The 13,502-nt window shown below is 70.0% G+C and carries 15 protein-coding genes; 7 read left to right on the forward strand and 8 right to left on the reverse strand.

Annotated features, from left to right (window positions below; all coding sequences use genetic code 11):
• Positions 1-59: 59 nt before the first annotated feature.
• The 3 genes from BJQ94_RS07765 to BJQ94_RS07775 are packed head-to-tail and all read left to right on the forward strand — an operon-like array spanning position 60 to position 3,398.
• Positions 60-1,241: an alanine--glyoxylate aminotransferase family protein gene (locus BJQ94_RS07765; RefSeq protein WP_265397640.1), complete on the forward strand. Its 1,182-nt coding sequence runs from the start codon at positions 60-62 to the stop codon at positions 1,239-1,241.
• Positions 1,234-2,556: an allantoate amidohydrolase gene (locus BJQ94_RS07770; RefSeq protein WP_265397639.1), complete on the forward strand. Its 1,323-nt coding sequence runs from the start codon at positions 1,234-1,236 to the stop codon at positions 2,554-2,556. Before BJQ94_RS07765 ends, BJQ94_RS07770 begins: the two co-directional genes overlap by 8 nt.
• The gene (locus tag BJQ94_RS07775; protein WP_265397638.1) at positions 2,553-3,398 is read left to right on the forward strand and encodes a MurR/RpiR family transcriptional regulator; all 846 of its coding nucleotides are present in this window, start codon (positions 2,553-2,555) and stop codon (positions 3,396-3,398) included. The genes BJQ94_RS07770 and BJQ94_RS07775 overlap by 4 nt, the downstream gene beginning before the upstream one ends.
• A 28-nt stretch (positions 3,399-3,426) precedes the next feature.
• Here BJQ94_RS07775 and BJQ94_RS07780 read toward each other — a convergent pair whose 3' ends face one another.
• Positions 3,427-4,059, reverse strand: coding sequence for an NTP transferase domain-containing protein (locus tag BJQ94_RS07780; RefSeq protein ID WP_265397637.1), 633 nt, complete (start codon positions 4,057-4,059; stop codon positions 3,427-3,429).
• 84 nt (positions 4,060-4,143) lie between these two features.
• Between BJQ94_RS07780 and uraD the strand changes: the two genes are divergently transcribed.
• Together uraD and uraH are read left to right on the forward strand one after the other, a co-directional pair.
• The gene (gene uraD, locus BJQ94_RS07785) at positions 4,144-4,725 is read left to right on the forward strand and encodes a 2-oxo-4-hydroxy-4-carboxy-5-ureidoimidazoline decarboxylase (protein ID WP_345893491.1); all 582 of its coding nucleotides are present in this window, start codon (positions 4,144-4,146) and stop codon (positions 4,723-4,725) included.
• Positions 4,722-5,066, forward strand: coding sequence for a hydroxyisourate hydrolase (gene uraH / locus BJQ94_RS07790; RefSeq protein WP_265397636.1), 345 nt, complete (start codon positions 4,722-4,724; stop codon positions 5,064-5,066). The genes uraD and uraH overlap by 4 nt, the downstream gene beginning before the upstream one ends.
• Here the strand turns inward: uraH and BJQ94_RS07795 are convergent, their stop codons facing one another.
• The 5 genes from BJQ94_RS07795 to BJQ94_RS07815 all read right to left on the reverse strand — a co-directional run bounded on the left by BJQ94_RS07795 (position 5,067) and on the right by BJQ94_RS07815 (position 9,923).
• Complete coding sequence (locus BJQ94_RS07795; RefSeq protein WP_265397635.1) at positions 5,067-5,600, reverse strand: hypothetical protein; 534 nt, start codon at positions 5,598-5,600, stop codon at positions 5,067-5,069.
• A 194-nt stretch (positions 5,601-5,794) separates the two neighbouring features.
• The gene (locus tag BJQ94_RS07800) at positions 5,795-7,300 is read right to left on the reverse strand and encodes an HNH endonuclease signature motif containing protein (protein ID WP_275875579.1); all 1,506 of its coding nucleotides are present in this window, start codon (positions 7,298-7,300) and stop codon (positions 5,795-5,797) included.
• A 111-nt stretch (positions 7,301-7,411) separates the two neighbouring features.
• Entirely contained in the window at positions 7,412-8,629 is a 1,218-nt protein-coding gene (locus tag BJQ94_RS07805; RefSeq protein ID WP_265397936.1) for an amidohydrolase, read from the reverse strand.
• A 74-nt stretch (positions 8,630-8,703) separates the two neighbouring features.
• Positions 8,704-9,429 carry an SOS response-associated peptidase gene (locus tag BJQ94_RS07810; RefSeq protein WP_265397935.1) on the reverse strand — a complete coding sequence of 242 codons (726 nt, stop codon included), beginning with the start codon at positions 9,427-9,429 and terminating at the stop codon, positions 8,704-8,706.
• Between the two features lie 32 nt (positions 9,430-9,461).
• Complete coding sequence (locus BJQ94_RS07815; RefSeq protein ID WP_265397934.1) at positions 9,462-9,923, reverse strand: VOC family protein; 462 nt, start codon at positions 9,921-9,923, stop codon at positions 9,462-9,464.
• A 65-nt stretch (positions 9,924-9,988) separates the two neighbouring features.
• Between BJQ94_RS07815 and BJQ94_RS07820 the strand changes: the two genes are divergently transcribed.
• Positions 9,989-10,474 (forward strand): GNAT family N-acetyltransferase, encoded by a 486-nt coding sequence (locus BJQ94_RS07820; protein WP_265397933.1) that lies wholly within the window; start codon positions 9,989-9,991, stop codon positions 10,472-10,474.
• A 94-nt stretch (positions 10,475-10,568) separates the two neighbouring features.
• Positions 10,569-11,084, forward strand: coding sequence for a DinB family protein (locus tag BJQ94_RS07825; RefSeq protein ID WP_265397932.1), 516 nt, complete (start codon positions 10,569-10,571; stop codon positions 11,082-11,084).
• Positions 11,085-11,156: 72 nt separating this feature from the next.
• Here the strand turns inward: BJQ94_RS07825 and BJQ94_RS07830 are convergent, their stop codons facing one another.
• Positions 11,157-12,593 (reverse strand): amidohydrolase family protein, encoded by a 1,437-nt coding sequence (locus BJQ94_RS07830; RefSeq protein ID WP_265397931.1) that lies wholly within the window; start codon positions 12,591-12,593, stop codon positions 11,157-11,159.
• The gene (gene pucL / locus BJQ94_RS07835; RefSeq protein ID WP_265397930.1) at positions 12,593-13,501 is read right to left on the reverse strand and encodes a factor-independent urate hydroxylase; all 909 of its coding nucleotides are present in this window, start codon (positions 13,499-13,501) and stop codon (positions 12,593-12,595) included. Before pucL ends, BJQ94_RS07830 begins: the two co-directional genes overlap by 1 nt.
• Between the last annotated feature and the right edge of the window lies 1 nt (position 13,502).

Below are 13,502 nucleotides of genomic sequence, written 5' to 3' on the forward strand. Positions count from 1 at the left end.
AGTCGAAGGGTGAAACAGTCATTTCCAGTCTGCCGATCAATCCGCCGTCGCGCCTCCTGATGGGCCCCGGCCCCGTGAACGCCGACCCGCGGGTGCTGCGCGCCATGTCCGCCCAGCTCGTCGGCCAGTACGACCCGTCGATGACGGAGTACATGAACGAGACCATGGCGCTCTACCGCGACGTCTTCCAGACCGGGAACGAGCAGACCCTGCTCATCGACGGCACCTCCCGCGCCGGCATCGAGGCGGCCCTGGTGTCGCTGATCAGCCCCGGCGACCGGGTGCTGGTGCCGATCTTCGGGCGCTTCGGCCACCTGCTGCGCGAGATCGCCGAACGCGCTGGCGCCGAGGTGCACGTGCGGGAGATCGAGTGGGGCACCGTGTTCACGCCCGCCCAGATCGAGCAGGCCATCCGCGAGACCAAGCCGGCGCTGCTGGCGATCGTGCACGGCGACACCTCCACCACCGTTGCCCAGCCCCTCGACGAGCTCGGCGACATCTGCGCCCGGCACGGTGTGCTGTTCTACACCGACGTCACCGCGTCATTGGCCGGCAACACCTTCCAGGCGGATGCCTGGGGTCTGGACGCCGTGACCGCCGGCCTGCAGAAGTGCCTGGGCGGCCCCTCCGGCTCGGCGCCGGCCACCTTCTCGCCGCGTGCGGTCGAGGTGATCAACGCCCGCAAGAGCATCGAAGCGGGCATCCGCGAGGCCGGTGACGCCGTGAGCGCGCACCCGATCCGCTCCAACTACTTCGACCTGTCGATGATCTTCGACTACTGGGGCCCGAAGCGGCTGAACCACCACACCGAGGCGACCACCATGCTCTACGGCGCCCGTGAATGCGCGCGGCTGCTCGTGGACGAGGGCATCGACGCGGCCGTGGAGCGGCACCGGCTGCACGGCGCCGCGATGCTCGCCGGCGTTCAGGGGCTGGGCCTGGCCGTCTTCGGTGACCTGGACCACCGGATGAACAACGTCGTGGCCGTGCACATCCCCGACGGCGTCACCGGCGACGCCGTGCGTGGCGAACTGCTGAACGATTTCGGCATCGAGATCGGCACCTCGTTCGGGCCGCTGCACGGCAAGGTGTGGCGCATCGGCACCATGGGTTACAACGCTCGCAAGGACACCGTGCTCACCACCCTCGCCGCGCTCGAGCAGGTACTGCGCCGCGCCGGCGCGAGCGTGACCGGCGGGGGCGGCGTGGGCGCCGCCTACGAGGTCTATCAGGATGCCTGACCTCTCGAACAGCAGCGCCGCCGCCGTACTGGAGCGCTGCGACGAGCTCGCCTGCCACACCAGCGCGCCCGACGGCCTGATCGAGCGGGTCTACCTCTCGCCCGAGCACGCGGCGGTCAACGCCCTCGCCGCCGGCTGGATGCGTGACGCCGGGATGACCACCTGGCAGGATGCCGCTGGCAACCAGTGCGGCCGCCTCGAGGGCGACACCCCCGGCCTGCCCGCGCTGCTGCTCGGCTCGCACCTGGACACCGTGCCCTCCGCCGGCCGCTACGACGGCATCCTCGGGGTGCTCACCGCGATCGCCGTGGTCGAACGCATCGCCGCCGCCGGCCGCACCCTGCCGTTCGCCCTGGAAGTCGTGGCCTTCGGAGACGAGGAGGGCACCCGGTTCGGTACCGCGCTGCTGGGCAGCCGGGCGCTTGCCGGTACGTGGCTGGATGCCTGGTGGGAGCTGACCGACGAGGCCGGCATCAGCCTGCACGACGCGTTCCTCGCCTTCGGCCTCGACCCGGCCGCCATCACCGGTGCCGCCCGCAGCTCCAACGACTTCGTCGGCTACCTTGAGGCGCACATCGAACAGGGCCCCGTGCTCGAGGAGCACGACCTGCCGCTCGGCATCGTGTCTTCGATCGCCGGCGCCCGGCGCTTCCAGATCACCATCACCGGCAAGGCCGGCCACTCCGGCACCCCGTGGACGCACCGCCGCGACGCTCTCGCCGGCGCCAGCGAAGCCATCGTGGCCATCGAGCGCCTCGCCCGCGACGCCGACCTGATCGCCACGGTCGGGCACCTCGAGGTGTTCCCCGACGCCGTGAATGTGATCGCCGGCCGGGCCGAGTTCAGCCTCGACCTGCGCGGCCGCTTCGACGCGGACCGCGACAGGGTCTGGCAGCAGATCGAGGCCCTGCTCGAGGAGATCTGCGCCACCCGCGGCCTGCACGTGGCGGTGCACCAGACCCACGCGGCACCTGCCGCACACTGCAGCGACCGGCTGCGCGGCGTGATCGCTGCCGGCATCGGGGTGGCCGGCCTGGAAGCTGCGAGCATCCGTGCCGCCGAAGACGACGAGCCGGATCCCACCCCCGAGCCGCTGGAGCTGCTCTCCATGGCCGGCCACGACGCCATGGCCGTTGCCCACCTCACCGAGATCGGCATGCTTTTCGTGCGCTGCGCCGGGGGAGTGAGCCACCACCCGGACGAGTCGGTCACCGAGGCCGACGTGGCCCAGGCGCTGGATGCGTTCGAGGCCGCCGTGCTCACCCTCGCCGAGGGGCACCCGGTCGGGCTGCCGCACGAGCAGGCGCCGGCATGACCATGAACATCGGCCAGCGCATCGACGGCCGCTACGGGGAGCTCTCGCCGCAGGAGCAGCGCGCCGCCGACTTCATCCTCGACCACATGAGCGACCTCGCCGTGTACAACGCGTCAGAACTGGCGCGGCTCAGCGGCGTCTCCAAGGCCACGGTCTCCCGGCTGTTCCGCCGGCTCGGTTTCCAGGATTCGGCCGAGGTGCGCGAGCACGCCAGGGCCCTGCGCAGCCTGGGCGCCCCGCTCGGCGGTCCGGGCGCATCCGCCGGCACGCCCTCGCGGCTGGCCGCGCACGCCGAGGCCGAGCACGACAACCTGCGCCGGCTGCTGGTCACGCTCGAGGACGGCCGGCTGGATGCCGCCGCCCGACTCGTGCAGTCGGCTCAGAAGGTGGTGATCGTGGGGCTGCGCAACAGTTACCCGCTGGCCCTGCACCTGCGCCAGCAGCTGGTGCAGGCGCGCGACCACGTGCGGCTCGCACCGCTGCCCGGGCAGTCGCTCGGCGAGGAGCTCGCCGGGCTCGGCCCGCGCGATGTGGTGGTGCTGATGGGCTTTCGCCGCCGGGTCGCCGGCTTCGGTGACATCGTCGCCGCCATCCGTCGCCGCGAGGTGCCGCTGGTGCTGATCGCCGACTCGTCGGCCCGCAAGTACTCTGACCAGGCCACCCACTGGCTGGAATGCCCGGTGGATTCGGTGTCGGCGTTCGACAGTTATGCCACGGCCATGAGCCTGGTGAACCTGCTCGCCACCGGCGCGATGGGCGCGCAGGTGCGCGAGAGCCGCACCCGGATCGCGGCCATCACCAGTGTCTACGAGGACCTCGACGAGCTCGAAGCACCCTGGTGAGCACCGTCCATCCGGTCGTCGACGCGGTCTATTCCGCTGCCGGCATATCGACGTCGTCGCCGGTGCCGAGATCGTCGCAGGGCACCGCCTCGACGCCGTTCGCCACCAGGTACGGTCGGGCGCCGGTGTCCCCGGCCAGGCTTCTGCTGAGCTTCGCCCAGTGGTTCCGGCCGATCACCACCGGATGCCCGGGTCGGCCGCCGAAGTGCGCCTGCCGCAGGGTGTCCGGCGTGGCAGCGTCCACCAGCCGGAGCACGGCGGCAGCGCTGAGGTCCGGCACATCCACCGGAACCAGGGCCACCGCGGTGACGGTGTCGTTCTCAGCGTGCTGCAGTCTGTGCAGGCCCGCCGCGAGGGACGCGGACAGCCCCGCCGCCCAGTCGGCGGCGTGCACGACCCGCACCCGGTCCGGCCTCTCGAACCGGTCGGCGGCCGCACGCAGCAGGCTCTCCGCCTCGCCGGCGCTCGCCCCCAGCACCACCAGGATCGGATCGCAGCCGCCGGCCTCCAGGGCCAGGGCGGCACGCACCAGCCAGGGGTCTCCGTTCGCCTCGGCCACCAACGCCTTGGGGCGGCCATACCGGCTGCCGGCGCCGGCGGCGAGCACCAACCCGGCCACCCGCGGCGCGGCCGCCGGCCGGGTGGGATCGACGGAATGCATGCCTGTCATCGTACGGGCTACGGCCCGACCGGCTCCCTGCCCTCGCCCCCTTTTTCACCCGACGCTCGCCACCCGGAGGACACCATGACCACGATTCCCGTCGGCGACGAGCTGCGCAGTTCGCTGCTGGCCTGCCTGGCCGTTCCGCGCTGGGCCGACGAGGTGGCCGGCCAGGCGCCGTTCGCCACCGCCGCCGCGCTCATCGAGGCTGCCAGGGCGGCCGCCACGCCGCTGCCACGGCACGAGATCGACGCGGCGATGGCGGAGCACCCACGGATCGGCGAGAAGCCAACGGGCGACTCCCGGGCCGCGGGCTTCTCCCGGGCTGAGCAGGCGTCGGTGGACGCCGATGACGCCGAACTCGCTCGTGCGCTGGCCGCGGGCAACCGGGTCTACGAGGAGCGCTTCGACAGGGTTTTCCTCATCCGCGCCGCGGGCCGCAGCCGTCGGGAGATCCTCGACGAGCTGCAGCGCCGGCTCACCCTCGACGACGAGACCGAGGCCGCCATCGTCGGCTCGGAGCTGCGCGACATCGCGCTGCTCCGGTTAGGGGTTCTCGCCGTGCAGTGGCAGGATGACTCGGTGCCCGAATCCGCTGCCCCCGACTCCGGTGCCCCCGACTCAGCCGGGTCGCAGGACGCTGCGTCCCAGGAGCGCGCGCGATGAGCGCGCGCAGCCACATCACCACTCACGTGCTCGATTCGGTGTCCGGCCGCCCCGCGGCATCCGTGGGCGTCGTGCTCGAACAGCACGTGCACGGCGGCTGGCGCGAAATCGCGACCGCCCGCACGGATGCCGACGGCCGGGTCAGCGACCTGGGTCCAGAGGCCGTGTCCGCTGGCCGCTACCGCATCACCTTCGACACCGGCACGTACTTCGCCGCCAGGGACCAGGCCACCTTCTACCCCCACGTCACCATCGTCTTCGAGCTGGACGACGAGTCTGCGCACTATCACGTGCCGCTGCTGCTCAGCCCGTTCGCGTACTCCACCTATCGCGGCAGCTGATCAGGCGGGCACCTCACCGGCTGGTACCACCGGATTGCGGGATTCGATCTTCCTCACCAGCACTGCCGCGGGCAGCAGGGCCAGGCCGAGCGGCAGGATGATCGTGCGCAGCGGGATGACGACCAGATTCAGCGCGTCCAACGCGAGGCTGGTGCGCCCTTGAGCATTCAGGTCGGTCAACCAATCCTGCAGTGACGCGGAGACGACGAGTCCCGCCAGCGTGAGGATCAGACCGATCCAGAACAGCCAGGCGGCGGAGGACGTCCACCGACGCTCGGGGGCCGAGTCGACGCTGGTATCGCGTTCGAGTGCGTGCGCGACGAAGAACGCCGCGATGAGCATGCTTCCGAGGGGAATCAGTACTGTCGGCACGAACTGAAAGAGCGGGTACCACCAGCTCTCGAGAATTGTGTTGCCCGACTCCGTGCCGGCGACTCTCCAGGTGACGTCGAGGGCGAGCTGGCAGAGCACGCTGAAGGTCATGGTGCCGATCCCGATCCAGAGCAGAGCGCGGGCGGAGAGGTTCGCTGGCATGGCGTCCATTCTGTGAGTGCACGGAGTTTGTTGTGCACGGAGTTTGTTGTGCACATTGTTTGTTGTGCACACTGCAGGTCAGCTGCAAGATCACTGATCGTGCTGCCAACCTACCGGTCGGCCTTCACTCACGACCAGCGTTTTCCCATGGTCGAGCCCGAGATCATCCCCACTCCTTTGCGTGCGGTCGGCCGTCAGAATGGCGGGGGGTCTTCGGGCCTGTCGCTTGCCCGGGGCCGATCCGGTGGCGGTGGTGTTCCGGCTGCCGGGGCCGGTTGCGGGGGTTGTGTGGCTGGTGGTCCGAGGGTGGTTTCGGGGTAGGTGCGGTGGGCGGCCCCGGACGGGGAGGTCCAGACCAGCACCCCGCCGGGTTCCTGCACGACCGACCACAGGGTCTGGTGTTTGAGCCGGTGGTGGGGGCCGCAGAGGTGGGCGAGGTTGTCGTAGTCGGTGGGTCCGCCGTGCTCCCACGCTGTGGTGTGGTCGATCTCGCTGCGGGATGCCGGCCTCGTGCAGCCGGGGAACCGGCAGGTGCCGTCTCGTAGTCTGAGCCAGCGGCGCAAATCGGCGGGGACGGTGTAGCACTTCTTCCCGACGGAGAGCACGGCACCGGTTTCCGGGTGGGTCAGCAGCCGGGTGAGGCTGGGCGCTCCGCCGGTGATCTCCCGGGCGACGTCGGCGGGGATCGGCCCGTAGCCCTCCAGGAAACCAGGCGCCTCACTCTTACCCATCGCGGTGAACACGGGGACGGTGATCATCACCTGCCCGTGGATGCCGCCGCCGGTGCCGGTCGGGGTGACGCCGTCCAGGGTCAGGTCGGCCAGCGCGTCGGCGCAGATCTGGCTGATCGTGCGGCGCTGGTCTTCCGGGATGTTGTCGTCCTGGCGTTCGGCCTCCTGGGTGGCCTGGGCGATGCGGGTGAGTCGGTCGTGCGCGGCCTGGGTTTGCGCGGCGGTGCCGTACCAGGTGAGAGTGCCCATGCCGTCTGGTCGGCCCTCCCACCACACCCCGCGCTCGGCCACGGCGGCGGTGGCGCGGACGGTGAGGGTTTCCGGGTGCCGGTGTTCCCGCAACCGTCGGGCCTTCACCTTCAGCTTGCCCACGGTGAGGTCTTTGGCCGCGGGCAACAGCTCTGCTTCCAGCTCGGCGGCTTCCTCGAGCGGGATGAAGCTGAGCTGCTCCATCAGCACCTGCCCGTGCCGGTAGCTGATCTCACCCTGGCTCATCGCCGTCAGGGTCAACGTCATCGGCCCGGCGAACATCGACGATTCGCCGATCAGGTTCTCCGCGGTGCGATCGGCCAGGTGCAGGGCACAGGCGACCTCGCTGATCACCGTGCGGCGGGCGATCTCCTGATCCTCCCACGCCGCGATCTTCCGCGGGCTCGCCTGCGCGTCGGTCAGGACCGGGCCGCGAACGCCTTCCAGGGCGTAGTCGGGGTTGAGCAATTTCGCGTTCACCGGGTCGCTGCTCCACTGCTGCAAATCGGCCAGTGCGCGGGCCCGTTTCGCGTTCGCCTTCGCGATGCCCCGATGGGCTTTCTGGGCCTTCGCGACCTTCCTGGCCAGGGTTGTCCGGGCCTGTTCCTGCAGGGTGTGGCGTCGTCGGTGGGCGTGTTCGTGGGCGCCGGCATCCGGGCCGCGGGCGTCGTGATCCGGGTCATCCGGGTCGGGCGGGAACTGCTCTGCTGGGCTGCTCATGCGTTGATAATCGCACCCACCACCGACACTCCAACCCCGGAAATAGGGGGTGTGGAAAGGTCGTGGAATTGGCCGCTTGTGGAGGGGAAGGAGAAGGGCGATGCCGCACGGTCAGCCTCCCAACCACTCAAAGGCGGCACCTGTGAGAGCAGCCACTCCATGACTGATCGTGGGCTGCACGACCGGGGCGAAGAACGGGGAATGGTTGCTCGGGATGTCCTGTTCGACAGAGTCGCCGGCGATCGCCGCCGCGAAGGTGGCCGGGTCGATCCCGCCCAAGAACCAGAACACCAGGGGTGAGTTCGCGGCCAGGGCCAGCACGCCCACGTCCTCGCTCCCCGAGGCGACGCCGAGGTCTTGCACGGATGCCTCGCCGAACTCCGCCGCGAACCGGCGGCGAACACGCTCGGTGGCGGACGGGTCGTTGATCGTGGCGTCGCCCTGTTCCACCACGGTGAAGACGGGTTCTACGGTCATCCCGGAGGCCGCCGCCTCTGCGCGAGCGATGCGTTCGATCGCCGTGAGAACCCGGGTGCGCACGTTCGGATCCACCGCACGCACGTTGAGTCCCAGAGTCGCCGTGGCGGGAATGATGCTGCTCTTCGACCCGGCGTGAAAGCTGCCCACGGTCACCACCGCCAGCTGTCCAGGCTCGACCTCCCGGGACACGATGCCCTGGAAGCGCTGTACCGTGGCCGCGGCCGTGACCAGAGGATCGATGGTCGTGTGCGGCCTCGACCCGTGCCCGCCACGCCCCGTGAAGACCACGTCGATGCTGTCGGTGCTGGCCAGCGCCACACCGGAGTGCAGGGCGATGACGCCCGCCGGCAACGGCGCCACGTGCTGGCCGAGCACCACGGATGCCCGCGGAAAGCGGTCCAGATAGCCGTCGGCCACCAGTGCGGCGGCACCCGCGATTCCCTCTTCGGCAGGCTGGAAGACGGCCACGAGGGTACCCGACCATTCGGTTCGTCGCTCGACCAGACGACTGACGGCTCCGATCAGGCAGGTGACGTGCATATCGTGGCCGCAGGCGTGCATGACGGGAACCTCAACTCCCCGAGCATCGATGGCTGTTCCGGTGCTCGCGTAGTCGAGCCCGGTCTGTTCTCGCACCGGGAGGGCGTCCATGTCTGCCCGGAGGTGAACGACGGGGCCGTCGCCGTTCTGGAGCACCGCGATCACGCCGGTTCCGCCGACCCCCTCGGTCACTTCCAGGCCGAGCGCGCGCATCTGGCCGGCCGCGAGGGCGCTCGTTCGATGCTCGGAGAAGCCGAGTTCGGGATGCCGGTGCAGATCCTTGTAGAACGACTCCAGGTCGATGCTCATAGCGGGACCATAGACCCCGGCGTGACGTCCGTCGATGCTGGCGCCGGCCGGGCAGACACCGAGTCCTGAGTGACCTAGCCGGCGAGCTGCTCGATCAGGCTCGCATCCTGCGGGTCGATGGCCCGCACGCTGTTCACCCTGCGGTCCACCAAGCGGGTGCGCATCGTGGCCGCCACCGCGGTCGAGGTGCGGTCAAGCAGATCGATCATGGCCGCGCGGTTCGCTGCCGACTCGGTCGGGTTCGCCCCGGTGATCGACGTCGGGTTCAGCCAGGTCGCCCAGGTGTCGGGTTCGAGGAAGGCCGGCATCCTGTCGTGCACCTCGCCGGACGCGTCCCTGGCCTCCCGGGTGACCACGGCGAACACGCGCGACCACTCGCCGTCCGCGTCCTTGGACGCCCAGCTGACCCCCGCCGCCGCGAGCAGGCCGTCGCCGTGGATGAAGTGCGGCTGCTTGGCGCCCTTCTCGCCGGTCCACTCGTAGTAGCCGAGCATCGGCACTATGCAGCGGGCATTCGAGAACGCGCCCACCCAGAACCGCTGGTCGAGCTTTTCGAGCCGGGCATTGATGATCGGGCCCCGACGCGGCGCCCCGGCCGGTTGCGGCCAGTCCCAAGTGGCCAGCGTCACCTCGCGGGTGGGGGAGTCTTGGCCTTCCGGCTGCCACTCGCGCACGATGGGCGCCGGGTCGGTGGGCGCGATGCTGTAACTGGGCCGCCAGTCCCCGGCTCGACCGCCGGCCACGACGAAGTCCCGGATCAGCTCGTCAACGTCTTCGTTCATCGCAAATCTGCCGCACATGAGGGCGAGGGTACTCCGTGGATGCCGTTGAGTCACGCTCCGTCGTCGACGTTGAGCCTCGACGAGAACCTGACGAGGTAGCCGTCTGGATCCTGCACCAGGAACTGGGCCACGCCGGCCCGGGTCTCGCCGGTGTCGTACCACTTGTCTTCGGCCGGCATGAAAAGAGGCCACCCGGCCGTGGCCAGGCGCTCGAGCAGCGGGGTGATGTCGGGCACCATGATCTGGAAGTTGATGCCGCGACCCAGCGGCCGTTCCAGGGCGGCCGGGATCCAGTTGCGGCCGATGCCGACCTGCTCGAGCATCAGGTGAGCGGTGCCGGAATGCAGGTAGGCAAAGCCGTCGTCCGGCCGGTCGTAGAGCACCTCGAAGCCGCACAGCGCGACCCAGAAGTGCAGGCTGACCGCGAGATCCCCGACGAGAAGTTCGGGCACGAGATCAGGGAAGGCCACCGGCTCCTGTTGCGGTGATGGATCGGTGCCCGCTGCTGTCATGTCTTCCAGTATGGCGGCCTGCCGCCATTCGCCCGCGAACGGCCTCCGTGCGCCAGAATCGACCCATGAGCCCAGAATCGAGTCCCCCCGGCGACGTGCTCATCGAGGGTGCCACCCCGCAGGATCTGCCGGCGCTGGCCGGGCTTCGCTGGCGGTGGGTTCTCGAGAACGACGGCACCCCCACGGTCAGCCGCGAGGAATTCCTCGCACTCTTCGCGGAGTGGGCGCTGGAGCACAGCGCGACACACCACTGCACGGTCGCGCGGCGCGGTGAGACCGTCATCGGCATGGCCTGGCTGGCCACGATTCCTCGGGTGCCCAGTTCGCGTGCGCCGGTGCGTGCGTCCGGCGACGTGCAGAGCGTGTACCTGGTTCCGCCCGAACGCAACGCCGGTATCGGAGGGCGGATGCTCGCGGCCGTGCTGGAGCGGGCCTTCGCGGCGGGCCTCGAGCGGGTCACCGTGCACTCGACCACCGGCGCCGTCACCGCGTACGAGCGGGCCGGGTTCGCCGCATCCGCACGGCTGCTGCAGGCCACCCGCACCCCGTGACCCAGCCAACTGGTCCCGCCCCGCACAATTGCTCCCGGTGTGCCGGGACCAATTGTCCGCACGGGGAACAGTTGGGCTGTGGAAGGCTGAGGGGATGACGCGCACCGACCCGCAGCCGGCCCCCGACGAGCACACCGCGCTGGACCAGTTCCTCGACTACCAGCGGGAGACCCTGCTGCTCAAAGCCGAGGGGCTGGACCGGGCGGCACTGGGGGTCGCGGTGGCGCCATCCGCTCTCACCCCGGCCGGGCTGCTCAAACATCTCGCCTATGTGGAGGACCGCTGGATCCAGTCGAGGTTCCTCGGCCGCTCTGACGCCGAGCTCGAGCCCTGGGGGAGCGCGCCGTGGCACGAGGACAGAGACTGGGAGTTCACCAGCGCCGCCGCCGACGACCCCGACGAGCTGCGCGCGTTGTACCGGGCGGCCTGTGAACGCAGCCGGCTGGCCACGGCCGGCCGTGGCCTCGACGAACTCGTCGTCACCCCCGGCCGGAACGGCGAGGTGTGGAACCTGCGCTGGATTCTGTTGCACCTGATCGAGGAGACCGCCAGGCACTGCGGGCACGCGGACCTGATCCGCGAGGCGATCGACGGCACCGTCGGCGAGTAACTGTTCCCGCATCGGACAATTGGTCCCGGTGTGCCGGGACCAATTGTCCGCACGGGGAACAGTTGCGGCGGGTCAGGAGGCGGTGACGCGGCGGCCGCGCACGAAGACGCCAGTGATGGCCGGCTGGCGGAGGGCCATCAGCAGGGCGAACAGGGTCTGGTCGGTGGCCATGGCCTCGTCGTCCGCACGAATGCCGTTGGCCAGCACCGCCGCGAGCGGCTCCCACTTGTCCGGCTCAATGAGCAGGAAGTCGGCGTCCTTGCCCACGTCGAGGTTGCCGTAGCGCTCCTCCATGTCGAGGGCCCTGGCGCCGGCCAGGGTGGCCGTGAAGAGCAGCTCGGCCGGGCTGATCGACAGCCCCGCGTCACCGGGCTCGGACAGATGCACCTTGAAGCAGTCGTTGAGCACCCGGCTCATCAGCCATTCGTCGCCAGCGCCGATGTCGGAGCCGAGCGCGACGTTCACACCGAAGCCGGTCGTGCGGGTCCACGGCATGGTGCCGGAGCCGAGGAACTGCTGCGAGGTGGGGCAGTGCGCGATCGACGACCCGGTCTCGGCCAGCCGGGCCAGCTCGTCGTCCTCGCAGTGCACGGCATGCGCCAGGATGCTGCGGCGGCCGAGCAGGCTCGACCCGCCCACCGCGGATCCCGGCAGGAACCTGCCGTCGTACGTGTCGAGGTAGTGGTCGACCTGATAGATCGCCTTGACCACATCGATCTCGCCGGTCTCCGGACGGTTGTTCTCGTTGAGGTGACTGTGGAAGTAGACGCCGTCCCCGCGCACCCCGTCATAGAGCTCACCGAGTGCGGCCAGGGTGTGCGGCGTGACCGAGAGGCTGAACCGGGGCACAACGGCCACCTGCAGCAGCGCGGTGCGCGAGTTGCCGGTGTCGCGGGCATGCCAGCGGGAGATCTCCTCGCTGACCAGGTCCAGCGCCCGGCTTTCGGAGGTGACCAGGGCGCTGGCCGAATCGGGGCCGACGGTCTGGATGCCGCGCCCGCTGACCAGCCTGAGGCCGGCCCGTTCGGACTCGGCGAAGAGCGCGTCCTGGGCGTGCGGGAAGGCCGAGCCGAACACCAGGGCGCTCGTGGTGCCGGCCGCCGTGCGCCGGCGGGTGAAGTCGCGGGCGATCGCGGCGGCGAAGTCGTCGTCCTGCAGCCGGGTCTCGGCCGGGAACACACAGTTGTCGAGCCACTCCAGCAGCTGCCCACCGCCGTAGGCATCCGTGGAGTACGTCTGCGGAAAGTGGATGTGGGTGTCGACGAAGCCCGGCAGGATGAAGCCGCCGCGCGTGTCGGTGACCGGCAACGACGAGAAGCCCGCTGGCAGGTCGGCGGCCCGGCCGACCCAGGCGATGGTGCCGTCGCCGGCGGTGACCAGGGCACCCTGCGGCAGCGAGACCAGGTGGGCGGGCGCCTCGGCGAGGGTGGGGGAGCCGGCCACGTGGAAGACGTGGCCGAGGTAGACATGCCCCAATGAACCGGCAGAGGACTCTGCGGCCAGGCTCATCAGACCAGCCCGGTGTACGAGTCCCAGGCCGGGCCGGCATCCGTGGCGTCATCGTGCAGGACGGAGGCCTGGATGAGCCCGTAGGGCCGGTCGGCCGCGTGGTAGACCTCGTTGTTGTTCTCCACGCCGAACGGCGACAGGTCGTAGAGGAAGTGGTGCTTGTTGGGCGCGGACAACCGCACCTCGGCGATGTTCGGGTACGCCTCGAGCACGGCCTCGCCCATCTTGTACAGGGTCTGCTGCAGCGCGAGTGAGTGCACGACCGCGAACTGGGTCTTGAGGATCGCGGCGATGCCGGCGTAGGTGGCCTCCCAATCCACGTCGGTGTGGTCGGTGAAACGCCAGCCGGCCGTGAGGGAGGTGGCCATCACCCGGTCGGTGGTGGGCTGCAGCAGCGTGTACGGGTCCTGCATGAAGCCGGAGAACTCCGAGCCGGTGGACTTGAGCAGGATCAGGTCTTTCAGGCCGCCGACCACCCAGATCTGCTGGTCGTCGCCGGTGCCCTCCACCGAGATCGCCGCTGTGCGCACCTCCTGGCCGCGCCGCACCCAGGTGTGGTCGTGCTCGGTGCCGTCCACGACCACGCGTTCCCAGGCGAACTCCTCGATCTCCACCCGGGAGCCGGCCACCGAGGCGATGTGGTCGACGAAGTGGGTGGCCAGGTCGAGGCCGTAGCTCTCGATCGACAGCAGCCCCTTCTCCTTGGCGAAGGAGTACGCGGTCTGCTTCTGGGTGTCGGTGGGCAGCACCTGCAGCTGGTCGCCGGCGAGGTGCGCGTCGGCGAAGTCGCCGTGCAGGGCCGTGGAGACGCTGATGTCGTGGATCTCGTGGCGGGGCGTGTCGCGGTAGATGCGCACGATGCGGTTCTCCGCCTTGCCGTAGCGGTTGGGTCCGAGAACTATCGACATG

This window comes from Cryobacterium sp. SO2, from assembly GCF_026151165.2.
GTDB lineage: Bacteria > Actinomycetota > Actinomycetes > Actinomycetales > Microbacteriaceae > Cryobacterium.

Bases quoted from the DNA above. Each gene is read 5' to 3' on its own strand.
- BJQ94_RS07795 (WP_265397635.1), bottom strand. From the start codon at position 5,600: ATGCCAGCGAACCTCTCCGCCCGCGCTCTGCTCTGGATCGGGATCGGC.
- BJQ94_RS07820 (WP_265397933.1), top strand. From the start codon at position 9,989: ATGAGCCCAGAATCGAGTCCCCCCGGCGACGTGCTCATCGAGGGTGCC.
- BJQ94_RS07770 (WP_265397639.1), top strand. From the start codon at position 1,234: ATGCCTGACCTCTCGAACAGCAGCGCCGCCGCCGTACTGGAGCGCTGC.
- BJQ94_RS07825 (WP_265397932.1), top strand. From the start codon at position 10,569: ATGACGCGCACCGACCCGCAGCCGGCCCCCGACGAGCACACCGCGCTG.
- BJQ94_RS07775 (WP_265397638.1), top strand. From the start codon at position 2,553: ATGACCATGAACATCGGCCAGCGCATCGACGGCCGCTACGGGGAGCTC.
- BJQ94_RS07830 (WP_265397931.1), bottom strand. From the start codon at position 12,593: ATGAGCCTGGCCGCAGAGTCCTCTGCCGGTTCATTGGGGCATGTCTAC.
- pucL (WP_265397930.1), bottom strand. From the start codon at position 13,501: ATGTCGATAGTTCTCGGACCCAACCGCTACGGCAAGGCGGAGAACCGC.
- BJQ94_RS07800 (WP_275875579.1), bottom strand. From the start codon at position 7,300: ATGAGCAGCCCAGCAGAGCAGTTCCCGCCCGACCCGGATGACCCGGAT.
- BJQ94_RS07805 (WP_265397936.1), bottom strand. From the start codon at position 8,629: ATGAGCATCGACCTGGAGTCGTTCTACAAGGATCTGCACCGGCATCCC.
- BJQ94_RS07780 (WP_265397637.1), bottom strand. From the start codon at position 4,059: ATGCATTCCGTCGATCCCACCCGGCCGGCGGCCGCGCCGCGGGTGGCC.
- uraD (WP_345893491.1), top strand. From the start codon at position 4,144: ATGACCACGATTCCCGTCGGCGACGAGCTGCGCAGTTCGCTGCTGGCC.
- BJQ94_RS07815 (WP_265397934.1), bottom strand. From the start codon at position 9,923: ATGACAGCAGCGGGCACCGATCCATCACCGCAACAGGAGCCGGTGGCC.
- BJQ94_RS07810 (WP_265397935.1), bottom strand. From the start codon at position 9,429: ATGTGCGGCAGATTTGCGATGAACGAAGACGTTGACGAGCTGATCCGG.
- uraH (WP_265397636.1), top strand. From the start codon at position 4,722: ATGAGCGCGCGCAGCCACATCACCACTCACGTGCTCGATTCGGTGTCC.
- BJQ94_RS07765 (WP_265397640.1), top strand. From the start codon at position 60: ATGGGCCCCGGCCCCGTGAACGCCGACCCGCGGGTGCTGCGCGCCATG.